Source organism: Rhodopseudomonas sp. WA056 (genome assembly GCF_010906995.1).
Classification (GTDB): Bacteria; Pseudomonadota; Alphaproteobacteria; order Rhizobiales; family Xanthobacteraceae; genus Rhodopseudomonas; species Rhodopseudomonas palustris_G.
This window is the reverse complement of record NZ_QPFS01000133.1, coordinates 1-12,855: the sequence shown is the minus strand read 5'-3', so window position 1 is coordinate 12,855 and position 12,855 is coordinate 1. Positions and strand designations below refer to the sequence as shown.

Genomic DNA, 12,855 nt, shown 5'->3' with positions numbered 1-12,855 from the left:
CCGGAATTGTAGCCCCACACTTCCTGCAGCAGCGTCTCGCGCGACACCGGCGCCTGTCCGGCCCGGTACAAGAAGCGCAGGATCGCGGTTTCCTTCTCGGTGAGCCGCACCTTCTTGGCGTTGGCGCCTGTCAGCATCTTGGAGCCGGGGCGGAACGAATAGGGCCCGACCGCGAACACCGCGTCCTCGCTCGCCTCGTGCTGGCGAAGCTGGGCACGAATCCGCGCCAGCAGAACCGCAAATCTGAACGGCTTGGCGACGTAGTCGTTGGCCCCGCTTTCCAGGCCCAGAATGGTGTCCGAATCGGTATCGTGGCCAGTCAGCATGATGATCGGCGCCTTGAAGCCGCCCTTGCGCAACGACCGCACCACTTCGCGGCCGTCGGTGTCGGGCAGCCCGACGTCCATCAGCACCAGATCCGGCGACAGCGCCTTGGCGGTCTGCACCCCCTTGGCGCCGGTATCGACCGCGGACGCCTCGAACTCCTCGTGCAGCGACAATTGCTCGACCAGGGCATCGCGCAGATCGTTGTCGTCGTCCACGATCAGGATCTTGCGGGCGTTCGGCATGGCGCGGTCCTTCCGTCGTCTGGCGATGCGCCGCTCCCGACCGGGGGCGCTCGCAAATCACGCGCGATTGTATCGCAGATCAGCAGATAGGGATCGATTCTGCCGAATTTAACTGCAGCGGCTGAATTTTGCCGCCATGATGCTTACCAGCGTTGCCGGGGACTCATGAAAAAGCAAGCCAGATCAACCCCATCGAAGCAATGGACGCAGCCCGCAGCGGTGCCGCTGGTCCGTGTCCGCCGCGCCGCCGGCGCTGGCAGCCGCGGCTGGCTGATCGCTGGCGGGAGGGTGATTCCGGTCGCACTCGGCCGCGGCGGCATTCTGGCCAACAAGCGCGAGGGCGACGGCGGCACGCCGCGCGGCATGTTTCGCCCGCTGCGGCTGTGGTGGCGCGCCGATCGCGGACCCAGGCCGCGCACCGCTCTGCCGATCCGGGCGATCACCGCCGGTGATGCCTGGTGCGAAGACCCGGCGAGCCGGCACTACAACCGGCCGATCCGGCGATCGACTGCAGGGGAAGGCGACCGGCTGATGCGCGACGATCACCTCTACGACCTGATCATCGAGATCGACCACAACACCCGGCCGCGCATCGCCGGCCGCGGCAGCGCGGTCTTCCTGCATCTGGCCCGTGACAATTTCGGTCCGACCGCCGGCTGCGTGGCGATGACCCGGCCGAACCTCATGCGGCTGCTGGCGCGGCTCGGTCCGCGGACGAGGATCGCAATCGGTTGACAGCCGCAATGCTCTATCGATGACCGAAGATCGCCGACCCCACCCGCACATGGGTGGCGCCGAACTGAATCGCGATATCGAAGTCGGCACTCATGCCCATCGACAGTTTCGACAGCCCGTTGCGCCTGGCGATCTTGGCGCACAGCGCAAAATGCGGCGCCGGCGCCTCATCGACCGGCGGAATGCACATCAACCCGCTGACGCTCAGCCCCCAGCGCTCCCGGCAGGCGCCCAGAAAGGCGTCGGCGTCCTGCGGGGCGATGCCGGCCTTTTGCGGCTCCTCGCCGGTGTTGATCTGCACGAACAGGTCGAGCTTGCGGCCGGCCTGCGGCAGCGCCTTGCTCAGGGCTTCGCACAAGCTGTCGCGATCCACCGAATGGATCGTATCGAACAGCGCCACAGCATCCTTGGCCTTGTTGGATTGCAACGGCCCGATCAGATGCAACTCGGTGCCAGGATACTCCTCAACCAGCACCGGCCATTTTCCCTTGGCTTCCTGGACGCGATTTTCCCCGAACACCCGCTGGCCGGCCGCCAGAACCGGGCGGATCGCGTCCGCCTCGAAGGTCTTCGACACCGCGATCAGCGTCACCTCGCTCCGGTCGCGCCGTGCGTCCGCGCAGGCGCGCGCGATCTCGGCCTCGACCGCGGCCAGATTGGCGGCAGCGCTCATCGCGGCACGGCTCGGAGATGGGAGAAACGGCGTGTTGAGGACGTCAACGACGTGAAATGTCGGGCGGGTTCGCTCACGGTTCCGGGTTCGCTCAAATTGTAATGAATCGGGGAAAGGCTTCTTGAAGCCTTCTACCTAGGATCATTGCGGGGGGCCGAGGGGGCAACGATGTCACGCATCGCGATCGTCCGCAAGAAAGCCAAGCTCAGAGCCATGTTGGGCATCCGGGCGCGGCTGGTGGTGCTGGCGCTGATTCTGGTCTGTCCGCTGATGCTGGATCGGGTGCGTCTGCTCGAACAGACCCGGACTGACCAGCTCGCCGCGATGGCCAGCGAGTTGTCGACGCTGGCGCAGCGTACCGCCGACGCCGAGCGCGAAGTGATCTCCTCGGTCGAGGCGGTGCTCAAATCCGCCGCCTATGTGCATGCCGCCGCCGCTCAGGCCGGCCGAAGCTGCAGCATCCTGCGCGCCAGCCTGCGGGTCGACCTGCCGTCGATTCGGATGCTGATGGTCGCAGATCGGGACGGCATCGTCCGTTGCTCGACCGCCTCGATGTTCGTGGGAAGCGACATCAGCGATCGCGCCTATTTCCGCAAGGCATTGGAAACACACGATTTCGTCGTCAGCGACTTCCTGGTCGGGCGGCAGACCCAAAAGGGCACCATCCTGGCCGCCTACCCGGTGTCGGCGATCGACACCGGCGAAGACGCGGTGATCGTCGCCGGCATGAACCTCGACTGGCTGTCCGACATGATGAGCAATCTCGCCGGTCGGGCGGGTGTCAGCGCGGCGCTGATCGACGGCGAAGGCACCGTGCTGGCCACCCCGCCGGACGAGCGCGGCCTGGTCGGCAAGAAGCTCGACCGCCTGGCGCTGCTGCCGGCGATGGCTCAGAAGTCGCAGGGCCGCGAAACCGCCAGTATCCGCGACGAGGACGGACGGTTGTTGACCGTCACCCGGATTCCGGGGACCAGCGCCAGGCTGGTCGTCACCGTCGACGAGAACAAGGTGTCGGCGGGCATCAACTACGACATCCGCACCGCCTATCTGCAGCTTGCGCTGGTCTGTCTGTTCGTGCTGCTCGGCGCGCTGTTCGCCGCCGAACGGCTGATCGTGCAGCCGATCTCGGTGCTGACGGCGGTCGCCAACAGGTTCGCCGAGGGCGATTGGTCGGCGCGGGTGGCGCGCAAACGGCTGCCGTCCGAATTCGTGCCGCTGGCGCGGGCGTTCAACGCGATGGCGGCGCAGCTCGGCCAGCGCGAGCGGGAGCTGGTGGCCAGCAACAGCCGTCTCAGCGTCATGGCATCGATGGACCTTCTGAGCGGCCTCGCCAATCGCCGCGGTTTCCAGAGCCGGCTCGATTTCGAATGGATGAAGAGCCAGCAGACCGGCCAACGCCTGGCGCTGATGATGATCGACGTCGACCATTTCAAGCTGTTCAACGATTCCTACGGCCATCCCGAGGGCGACGCCTGCCTGAGCCGGATCGGCGAGACCCTGGCGGCGGTCGCCGCCGAGACCGGCGGCTTCGCGGCGCGCTACGGCGGCGAGGAATTCTGCCTGCTGCTGCCCGAAGCCGGGATTGGCCGCGCCATCCAGGTCGGCGAAATGGTCCGCACCACCGTCGAGCAGCTCACGCTGCCGCATCGGACCAGCCCGTTCGAGCGGGTCACGGTCAGCATCGGCGTCGCCTGTACGCTGCCGAGCGAACAGGCATCGCCTGCCGAGCTGATCGAGGCTGCCGACGCGGCGCTTTACAGCCAAACACCGCGGCCGCAACAACGTCGTCGAGCACGGCTTCATCCGCGTCACCGACGGCCCGGTCGCGATCGCGAGCTGACGCGGCGAAGGGCTGTTCGGCCGGCCGCCGGACTTGCGCCATCCCATTGACCCGACACCGTGTTTCATGGCCTATTCCGCGCGCTTCGCGCGCGATTTGACCCGAGCCCCCGCACCGGTTGGCGACCTCGGCCGCGCCCTGTTTTTCGCCCCGATCCGCGCTCGAACCGGCCGGCCGTCTTCTGACCTTTCGAATCCTGATCTCATGAGCAACGAACGATACAACGCCCGCGAATCCGAGCCGAAGTGGCAGTCCAAATGGGACGAGGCCAAGATCTTCGCCACCCGGAACGACGACCTGCGCAAGAAGTATTACGTGCTGGAGATGTTCCCCTATCCGTCGGGACGGATCCACATGGGCCACGTGCGCAACTACACCATGGGCGACGTGGTGGCGCGGACAATGCGGGCGCGCGGCTACAATGTGCTGCACCCGATGGGGTGGGACGCATTCGGTCTGCCGGCCGAGAACGCCGCGATCGAGCGCAAGGTCGCCCCGAAGGCTTGGACCTACGACAACATCGCGGCGATGAAGAAGCAGCTCCAGACCATGGGTCTGTCGCTGGACTGGGCGCGTGAATTCGCGACCTGCGACCCGTCCTACTACAAGCACCAGCAGAAGATGTTTCTCGACTTCCTCAAAGTCGGGCTGGTCGAGCGCGAGAAGCGCAAGCTGAACTGGGATCCGGTCGACATGACCGTGCTGGCCAACGAGCAGGTGATCGACGGCCGCGGCTGGCGCTCGGGCGCGGTGGTCGAACTGCGCGAGATGAACCAGTGGGTGTTCAAGATCACCAGATACGCCCAGGAGCTGCTGGACGCGCTGGATACGCTGGACCGCTGGCCCGACAAGGTGCGGCTGATGCAGCGCAACTGGATCGGCCGCTCCGAAGGCCTGATGGTGCGGTTCGCGCTCGATGGCGCGACCACGCCGGCCGGCGAGACCGAGCTGAAGATCTTCACCACCCGCCCGGATACGCTGTTCGGCGCCAAGTTCATGGCGATCGCGGCCGACCACCCGCTGGCGCAGGCGGCCGCGGCGAAAAACCCGAAGGTCGCGGCGTTCATCGACGACTGCAAGAAGCGCGGCACGGCGCAGGCCGAAATCGACACCGCCGAGAAGCAGGGCATCGACACCGGCATCCGCGCCGTGCATCCGTTCGATCCGAACTGGCAACTGCCGGTCTATGTGGCCAACTTCGTGCTGATGGAATACGGCACCGGCGCGATCTTCGGCTGCCCGGCGCACGACCAGCGCGACCTCGACTTCGTCAACAAGTACCAGCTCGGCAACACCCCGGTGGTCTGCCCCGAAGGCCAGGACCCGGCGAGCTTCGTCATCACCGACACCGCCTATGACGGCGACGGCCGCCTGATCAATTCGCGTTTCCTCGACGGCATGACGATCGCCGAGGCGAAGGAAGAGGTCGCCAAGCGGCTGGAGACGGCGCAGCTCGGCGGCGCTCCGGTCGGCGAGCGCAAGGTCAATTTCCGCCTGCGCGACTGGGGCATCTCGCGACAGCGCTATTGGGGCTGCCCGATCCCGATCATCCACTGCCCAACCTGCGACGTGGTGCCGGTGCCGGCCGCCGATCTGCCGGTGGTGCTGCCGGAGGACGTGTCGTTCGACAAGCCGGGCAATGCGCTCGACCATCATCCGACCTGGAAGCACGTCACCTGTCCGCAGTGCGGCGGCAAGGCCGTGCGCGAGACCGACACCATGGACACCTTCGTGGACTCGTCCTGGTACTTCGCGCGCTTCACCGATCCGTGGAACACCGAAGCGCCGACAACGCCGGACGTCGTCAACCGGATGATGCCGGTCGATCAGTATATCGGCGGCGTCGAGCACGCGATTCTGCACCTGCTGTACAGCCGGTTCTTCACCCGGGCGATGAAGGCGGCGGGACACATCGACATCCAGCATGACGAGCCGTTCGCCGGCCTGTTCACCCAGGGCATGGTGGTGCACGAGACCTATCGCAAGGCGGATGGTCACTTCGCCTCGCCCGCCGAAGTGGCGATCACCGTCGACGGCGATCAGCGCCGCGCCACGCTGATCGAGGGCGGCGGTCCGGTCGAGATCGGCCCGATCGAGAAGATGTCGAAGTCCAAGCGCAACACCGTCGATCCCGACGACATCATCGGGACTTACGGGGCCGACACCGCGCGCTGGTTCATGCTGTCGGACTCGCCGCCGGACCGCGACGTGATCTGGAGCGAGGAAGGCGTCAAGGGCGCGTCGCGCTTCGTGCAGCGGCTGTGGCGCATGGTGAATGATGCCGCCCCGATCGCCGCTGCGGCGCCGGCCGAACGGCCAGCGAGCTTCGGCGCCGATGCGCTCGCGTTGCGCAAGGCCGCGCATGGCGCGCTCGACAAGGTGCTGTCCGGCATCGAGCGGCTCGCCTTCAATGTCAGCTTGGCGCACATTCGAGAGTTCTCGAATACCCTCGGCGACGTTCTGGCGCGATCACAGACGCCCTACCCCGATCTCGCCTGGGCGATCCGCGAATCGACCATGATCCTGGTGCAACTGTTCCACCCGATGATGCCGCATCTCGCCGAGGAATGCTGGTCGGTGCTCGGTCAGACCGGGCTGGTCTCCGAGGCGCTGTGGCCGCAGATCGAGCGCGATTTGCTGGTCGAGGACAGCATCACCCTGCCGGTTCAGGTCAACGGTAAGAAGCGCGGCGAGGTAACGGTGCCGCGCGACGCCCCGACCGGCGAAATTGAGGCTGCCGTTTTGGCGCTCGATACGGTAAAACAAGCCCTGGGCGACAAGCCCGTTCGCAAAGTGATCGTGGTTCCGCAGAGGATCGTGAATGTCGTCGGCTAAGCCCGCGGAGCTCAGGAAGTTCGTCGTCAGGTTGGCACTCGCCGTGGCGCTCGCCGCCCCGGTGGCCGGCTGCTTCCAGCCGATGTACGCCGATCGCGGCGACGGTTCGCCGACCTTGCGCGACAAGCTCGCCGCCATCGAGGTGCCGCCGCTCGACATCCCGAACGGCTCGCGCAACTCCCGCCTCGGCGTCGAACTGCGCAACAAGCTGATGTTCAAGCTGTACGGCAGCGCCACCGGCGTGCCGCCGCTGTACACGCTGAAGATCTCGATCACGACTTCCCGGTCGTCGCTGATCGTCGATCCCAGCACGCAACTGCCGACGATCGAGAACTATGCGATCGACGCCAGCTACCAGCTCAAGGACATCGCCACCGGCAAGATCGTGACGACCGGCAACACCTTCTCGCGCGTCGAATACGACGTGCCCGGCCAGTCGCAGCGCTTCGCCCGCACCCGTGCCGGCCGCGATGCGGAAGACCGCGCCGTGCAGGAGATCGCCGAGAACATCAACACCCGGCTGGCCTCGTTCTTCTACGCCGGCATGTGAACCGCGATCGCGCCGGGCGAGCGGTGTCGTTTCACATTCGGCGTGAGCGCTGAGGAATGGTTGCTCTCCGCGGCAAAGACGCGACTTCGTTTTTGGCCCGCCCGGATCCGGGCCGGCCGATCGTATTGCTGTACGGACCGGATGCCGGCCTGGTGCGCGAACGCGCCGATGCGCTGATCGCCGCCTCGCTCGACGATGCCAAAGACCCGTTTGCGCTGGTGCGGCTCGATGGCGACGAACTCGCATCCGAGCCGTCGCGGCTGGTCGACGAAGCCCTCGCCATTCCGATGTTCGGCGGCCGCCGTGCGATCCGGGTTCGTGCCGGCTCGCGCAGCTTCGTCGCCGGCGTCGAAGCCTTGATCGCCTCGCCGCCGAAGGAATGCCGCGTCGTGATCGAGGCCGGCGATATCAAACCGGACAACGCGCTGCGCAAGGCGTGCGAAAAAGCGACCACCGGTGCGGTCGCGATCGGCTGCTACCCGGACGCCGAAGCCGATATCGCCCGGCTGATCGACGACGAGCTGCGTGGATCGAGCCTGCAGATCGGCAAGGACGCGAAGGCTGTGTTGACCACCCTGCTCGGTGGCGATCGCCAGGCGTCGCGCAACGAACTGCGCAAGCTGGCGCTGTACGCGCATGGCAAAGGCGAAGTCACGCTCGACGACGTGATCACCTGCGTGTCGGATGCGTCCGATCTGAAACTCGACGCGATCGTCGATGCTGCGTTTTCCGGCAAGCCCGTCATCGTCGAGACAGAATTCGCCAAGGCGATGGTGGCCGGAACCTATCCGGGTCAGATCATCCTCGCGGCGCAGCGCCACGCGGCGTTTCTGCACAAGACCAGCCTCGCGGTCGAAGGCGGCACGCCGGCCGCGATGGTGCTCGATTCCGGATTCCCGCGGCTGCACTTCTCCCGCAAGGCCGCAGCCGAGACAGCGCTGCGCAATCTCTCGGCGACGCGGCTGGCGCAGATCATCGAGCAGCTCGCCAGCGCCGCCCTCGAAACCCGCCGCCAGGCTACACTCGGCGCTGCGATCGCCCAGCGGACACTGCTGTCGATCGCGGTCAGTGCAAGGCGGCGGAGTTAGAGCGCTTCATCGATTGATTGAAGAGGGCTTGGCCTTGGGTCCTAACGTCCTCGTCCTGAGGAGCCCGGCAAAGCCGGGCGTCTCGAAGGATGAGGAGCCGCATGGCTTGCGGCGCATGGTTCGAGACGGCGCTGCGCGCCTCCTCACCATGAGGTTGTGCGTATGGCAGGCGGTGCGGACTAGCTCTGGTTCTATGAAAAACAGAACTGCTCCAGTCAAGTTGTTACCATCCGTGGGGCGGTGTTGGGCGAAGCGAAGATCAACCGGATCTCGCAGCACGGCCACCCCTTCGTTCGTCATTCCAGGTTCGCGCTACGCGCGCCCCGGAATGACGAACGAGAGATAGCCGCTTAAGGCGTCAACCAACAACGCGAACTAACCGCCCGCCTCAAGCCGCCGGATGATATCATCGAGCTGGTCGAGGTCGGCGTAGCGGATCTGGAGGGCGCCAGCGCCTTCGTGGTCGTCGATCGTCACCTTCATGCCGAGTGCGTCGCTGAGACGTTTCTCGAGCGCTAGCGTGTCGGCGTCCTTCACCGACTTGGCGGCGGCCGTGGCGCGCGGCTTCTGCGGCTTGCGCTCCGGCACGCCTTCTTCATGGGCGAGCGCTTCGGTCTGCCGGACATTGAGACCTTCGGCAACGATCCGTTTGGCAATCGCCGACGGATCGGGCAGGCCGATCAGCGCCCGGGCGTGACCGGCGGTGAGTTCGCCCGATGCGATCAGCGACTTGACGTCGTCGGGCAGCTTGATCAGCCGCATCATGTTGGCGACGTGGCTGCGGCTCTTGCCGACGATCTTGGCGATCTCTTCCTGGCTGCGATTGAACTCGGCCGCCAGCGCCTGATAGCCCAACGCTTCTTCGAGCGGATTGAGATCTTCGCGCTGAACGTTTTCGACAATGGCGATTTCGAGCGCGAGCGCGTCCGACACGTCGACCGGAACGATCGGCACCTCGTGCAGACCGGCGCGCTGCGCCGCGCGCCAGCGCCGCTCGCCGGCGATGATCTCGTAGCGATCGGCGGCACCCTTCACCGGGCGGACCACGATCGGCTGGATCACGCCGTGCTGCTTGATCGAGTCGGACAGTTCGCCGAGCTCGGCATCGGTGAAGGTGCGGCGCGGGTTACGCGGGTTGGCCTTGATGAATTCGATCGGCACCTTGCGCTGCGCCCGCGGCCGCTCGGCCTGCGTCGCTTCGCCGCCGACATCGCCGATCAGACTCGCCAAGCCGCGCCCCAGTCGCGAACGGTGCTCATCGGCCATCGCCAGCTCCCTTGGATTCACGTCGCTACTCCGCACTGATGAAATGAAAGTTGTTAGTTCGCATCGTCACTGACAAGCGGCATCGCAAGCAACCCGGCGCCCTGCCCGGCTTTGGATCGCGTTGCTTCGCCCGCAATGACGAGGCTTGGTCGGCGCCGCCGACCACGCACCTCAATGCGTGGTGCGGAGTTCGCGCTCGCGCTGAATCACTTCGGTGGCGAGCTTCAGATAGGCTTCGCTGCCGACGCATTTCAGATCGTAAACCAGCACCGGCTTGCCGTAGCTCGGCGCTTCCGAGATCCGCACGTTGCGCGGGATCATGGTGTCGTAGACCTTCTTGCCCATGAACTGGCGCACGTCGGCGACGACTTGGCTCGACAGATTGTTGCGACTGTCGAACATCGTCAGCACGATGCCGTGGATCGTCAGGTTCGGGTTGAGGTTGGCGCGGACCTGCTCGACGGTCTGCAGCAATTGCGACAGACCTTCGAGGGCAAAGAACTCGCACTGCAGCGGCACCAGGATCGCATCCGCGGCCGCCATCGCATTCACAGTCAGCAGGTTCAGCGACGGCGGGCAGTCGATCAGCACGTAGGTGTAGTCGAGCGGCGGATCGATGTCCTTGTTGAGCACGCCGATGGCGTCGCGCAGTCGGTACGCGCGGTCGCCGCGATGACCGAGCTCGAGCTCGAGGCCGGACAGATCCATCGTCGAAGCGGCAATGTGCAGCCGCGGCACCGCGGTCGCGACCACCGCGTCGCGCAGCGGCGCTTCGCCGGCCAGCACGTCGTAAGTCGAGGTGTTGCGATCGCGGCGGTCGATGCCGAGCCCGGTCGAGGCGTTGCCCTGCGGATCGAGATCGACAATCAGCACCCGCTCGCCGATCGCGGCCAGCGCCGTGCCGAGATTGATCGCGGTGGTGGTCTTGCCGACCCCACCCTTCTGGTTGGCGAGCGCGATGATGCGCGGACGCCCGGGCTGTGAATTCGCCCTATCACCTTGATAAATCTCGTCAATTACGGTCATGGCAGGTTCTTTGGCTCGCGGTGGCGTTATGTGCGTCGTTCGATGTGGTCGATCTCGACGATCCAGCCCTGGCCACCGGTCACGCTGGCATGCAGCTTAGGCTGGAATTTCCAATATTTAGTAGCTTCCGTCAATTCCGCTTCTATATCTTGACCCTTAAGGAACAACGCTTTGGTTGTTCCCGGGGTCATCAGAGGTTCCGCGAAACCGATGAGCTGGTGTAGCGGAGCGACCGCGCGGGCGGTGATGCAATCGAGCGCCTGTGGGAATCTATCCACGTTATCCCCGATGTCCGCCAGCATCACTGTGCCCGGCGCGCCGGCAACGCGAAGCGCCTCGCGCAGGAATGCCGCCTTCTTTGCGATCCTCTCAACTAACGTAACGTGCCCGCCGACATCCGCCATCGCGCAGGCCAGCACGACGCCGGGAAATCCGCCGCCGGATCCGAAATCGAGCCAACGCCGCGCATTCGGCACCAGGCCGACGAGCTGCAGCGAGTCCGCGACGTGCCGGGTCCAGAGCTGAGGCAAGGTCGAGGGCGCGACCAGATTGGTCTTAGCCTGCCATTGCTGCAGCAGCGCGACGTAGGCATCGAGCCGGGCTTCGAGCGCCGGCGAGATCGAGACGAGCCTCAGCGCCGCCGCTTTGTCGGCGTCGAGATCAGAGAAAGAAACGAGAGGTTTGGCAGCGCGCTGCATGGAACTTCATGGCGGTGACGGCCCTGGCTGGGGCCATGATTGATTATATTCTTGCAAACCGATTCCGGCCATCGAATCCGGCGATGGATTTTGCGATCGAGCGCATCGGTTTCACGTGAAACATTTTCGGAACCGAAGGTGACTGTTTCACGTGAAACGCCGGCCGCTCCGCCAGCCTGCCGACTTCCGTTTCCGCTCCTCTCGCCGCAGATAGGCGGCGAGAATTCCGAGGGCCGCGGGCGTGATGCCGTCCAATCGACCCGCCTGCCCCACGGTGTGGGGCCGATGCCGTTCGAGGCGGGTACGCGCCTCGTTCGGGAGACCGGGAACGGCGGCGTAGTCGACATCGGTCAGCCGGAGACTTTCGTCCCGACGAAATGCCTCGACGTCCGCGGTCTGGCGCTCGAGATAGACATGGTACTTGGCGTCGATCTCGACATGCGTGGCGATCACGGGATCGACCTTTCCCAGCTCCGGCCAAATCGCGCGGACCTGGGCCCAATCGATCTCCGGATAGGACAACAGGTCGAACGCCGATCGGCGCTGGCCGTCCCGGTTCAGTGCCAGTCCATGCTTGGCGGCTTCGTTCGGGGTGATCGCCAGCGACTGGGCGAGCGCCCTCGCTTCGGAAAGTGCGGCCATCTTGCCGCGGTGGAACGCCGATCGCTCCGCCCCAACGCAGCCGAGCGACACTCCCTTGTCGGTGAGGCGCTGGTCGGCGTTGTCGGCCCGAAGGGTCAGGCGGTATTCGGCCCGGGAGGTGAACATCCGGTATGGCTCGGCAATACCGCGGGTCACCAGATCGTCGATCATCACGCCGAGATAACCATCGGCGCGATCGAACACCGCCTGATCGCCTCCCCCGGCGGCCAATGCCGCGTTGAGCCCGGCCACCAGGCCCTGGGCTGCCGCCTCCTCATAACCGGTGGTGCCGTTGATCTGCCCGGCCAGGAACAGCCCGCGCAGCCGCTTGGTCTGCAGCGTCGGTTCCAATTCCCGCGGATCGACGTGGTCGTATTCGATCGCGTATCCGGGACGGAACATTTCGGTCTGTTCCAGCCCCGGGATGGTCTTCAGGATGGCGCGCTGCACCTCTTCAGGGAGCGAGGTCGAGATCCCGTTGGGATAGACCGTCGGATCATCGAGCCCTTCCGGCTCGAGGAAGATCTGATGGCCGTCGCGGTCGCCGAACTTGACGATCTTGTCCTCGATCGAGGGGCAATAGCGCGGTCCTGTCGACTGGATCTGGCCCGAGTACATCGGCGAGCGGTGCACATTGGCCCGGATCACCTCGTGCGTGGCCGGCGTCGTCCGAGTGATGCCGCATTCGATCTGCGGCGTGGTGATCGCCGGCGTCAGGACCGAAAACGGCTCCGGCGGGTCGTCTCCGGGCTGCATCTCGACCGCGCCCCAGTCGATGGTCCGTCCGTCGAGCCGCGCCGGCGTGCCGGTCTTGAGCCGACCGAGGGTGAACCCGAGTGCTTCGAACGAGCCCGAAAGTCCCATCGCCGGGGCTTCGTCGATCCGGCCGGCCGGCCAGCTTCGCTCGCCGAGGTGGATCAGGCCGCGCAAGAA

At 65.7% G+C, this 12,855-nt stretch carries 10 protein-coding genes and 1 pseudogene; 5 read left to right on the top strand and 6 right to left on the bottom strand.

The genetic code is table 11. The annotated features are described in order from the left end of the window. Positions 1–569: response regulator transcription factor (locus tag DU475_RS20265; protein WP_164633142.1), on the bottom strand; the 569-nt coding region annotated here is incomplete at its 3' end. A 165-nt stretch (positions 570–734) separates the two neighbouring features. Here DU475_RS20265 and DU475_RS20260 point away from each other — a divergent pair. Beyond that, entirely contained in the window at positions 735–1,304 is a 570-nt protein-coding gene (locus DU475_RS20260) for a L,D-transpeptidase family protein (protein ID WP_164633141.1), read from the top strand. 13 nt (positions 1,305–1,317) lie between these two features. Here the strand turns inward: DU475_RS20260 and DU475_RS20255 are convergent, their stop codons facing one another. Further along, a complete protein-coding gene (locus DU475_RS20255) occupies positions 1,318–1,977 on the bottom strand; it encodes a YggS family pyridoxal phosphate-dependent enzyme (RefSeq protein WP_164633140.1) in 660 nt (219 codons plus the stop codon). Between the two features lie 168 nt (positions 1,978–2,145). Between DU475_RS20255 and DU475_RS20250 the strand changes: the two are divergent. The 4 genes and pseudogenes from DU475_RS20250 (at position 2,146) to holA (ending at position 8,290) form a co-directional block, all read left to right on the top strand. Beyond that, positions 2,146–3,817 (top strand): annotated as a pseudogene (locus DU475_RS20250) (diguanylate cyclase domain-containing protein). Positions 3,818–4,021: 204 nt separating this feature from the next. Further along, the gene (gene leuS / locus DU475_RS20245; protein WP_164633139.1) at positions 4,022–6,652 is read left to right on the top strand and encodes a leucine--tRNA ligase; all 2,631 of its coding nucleotides are present in this window, start codon (positions 4,022–4,024) and stop codon (positions 6,650–6,652) included. Beyond that, on the top strand, positions 6,639–7,202 hold the full coding sequence (gene lptE / locus DU475_RS20240) for an LPS assembly lipoprotein LptE (protein WP_013500179.1): 564 nt from the start codon (positions 6,639–6,641) through the stop codon (positions 7,200–7,202). The genes leuS and lptE overlap by 14 nt, the downstream gene beginning before the upstream one ends. A gap of 56 nt (positions 7,203–7,258) precedes the next feature. Then, complete coding sequence (holA, locus tag DU475_RS20235) at positions 7,259–8,290, top strand: DNA polymerase III subunit delta (RefSeq protein WP_047307981.1); 1,032 nt, start codon at positions 7,259–7,261, stop codon at positions 8,288–8,290. Positions 8,291–8,665: 375 nt separating this feature from the next. Here holA and DU475_RS20230 read toward each other — a convergent pair whose 3' ends face one another. The 4 genes from DU475_RS20230 to mnmG form a co-directional block, all read right to left on the bottom strand. Beyond that, positions 8,666–9,556, bottom strand: coding sequence for a ParB/RepB/Spo0J family partition protein (locus DU475_RS20230; protein WP_013500176.1), 891 nt, complete (start codon positions 9,554–9,556; stop codon positions 8,666–8,668). A 171-nt stretch (positions 9,557–9,727) separates the two neighbouring features. Next, positions 9,728–10,582, bottom strand: coding sequence for a ParA family protein (locus tag DU475_RS20225; protein WP_164633138.1), 855 nt, complete (start codon positions 10,580–10,582; stop codon positions 9,728–9,730). A 26-nt stretch (positions 10,583–10,608) separates the two neighbouring features. Beyond that, the gene (gene rsmG, locus DU475_RS20220) at positions 10,609–11,280 is read right to left on the bottom strand and encodes a 16S rRNA (guanine(527)-N(7))-methyltransferase RsmG (RefSeq protein WP_164633137.1); all 672 of its coding nucleotides are present in this window, start codon (positions 11,278–11,280) and stop codon (positions 10,609–10,611) included. 147 nt (positions 11,281–11,427) lie between these two features. Beyond that, a partial coding sequence (gene mnmG / locus DU475_RS20215) for a tRNA uridine-5-carboxymethylaminomethyl(34) synthesis enzyme MnmG (protein WP_164633136.1) occupies positions 11,428–12,855 on the bottom strand: 1,428 nt, incomplete at its 5' end.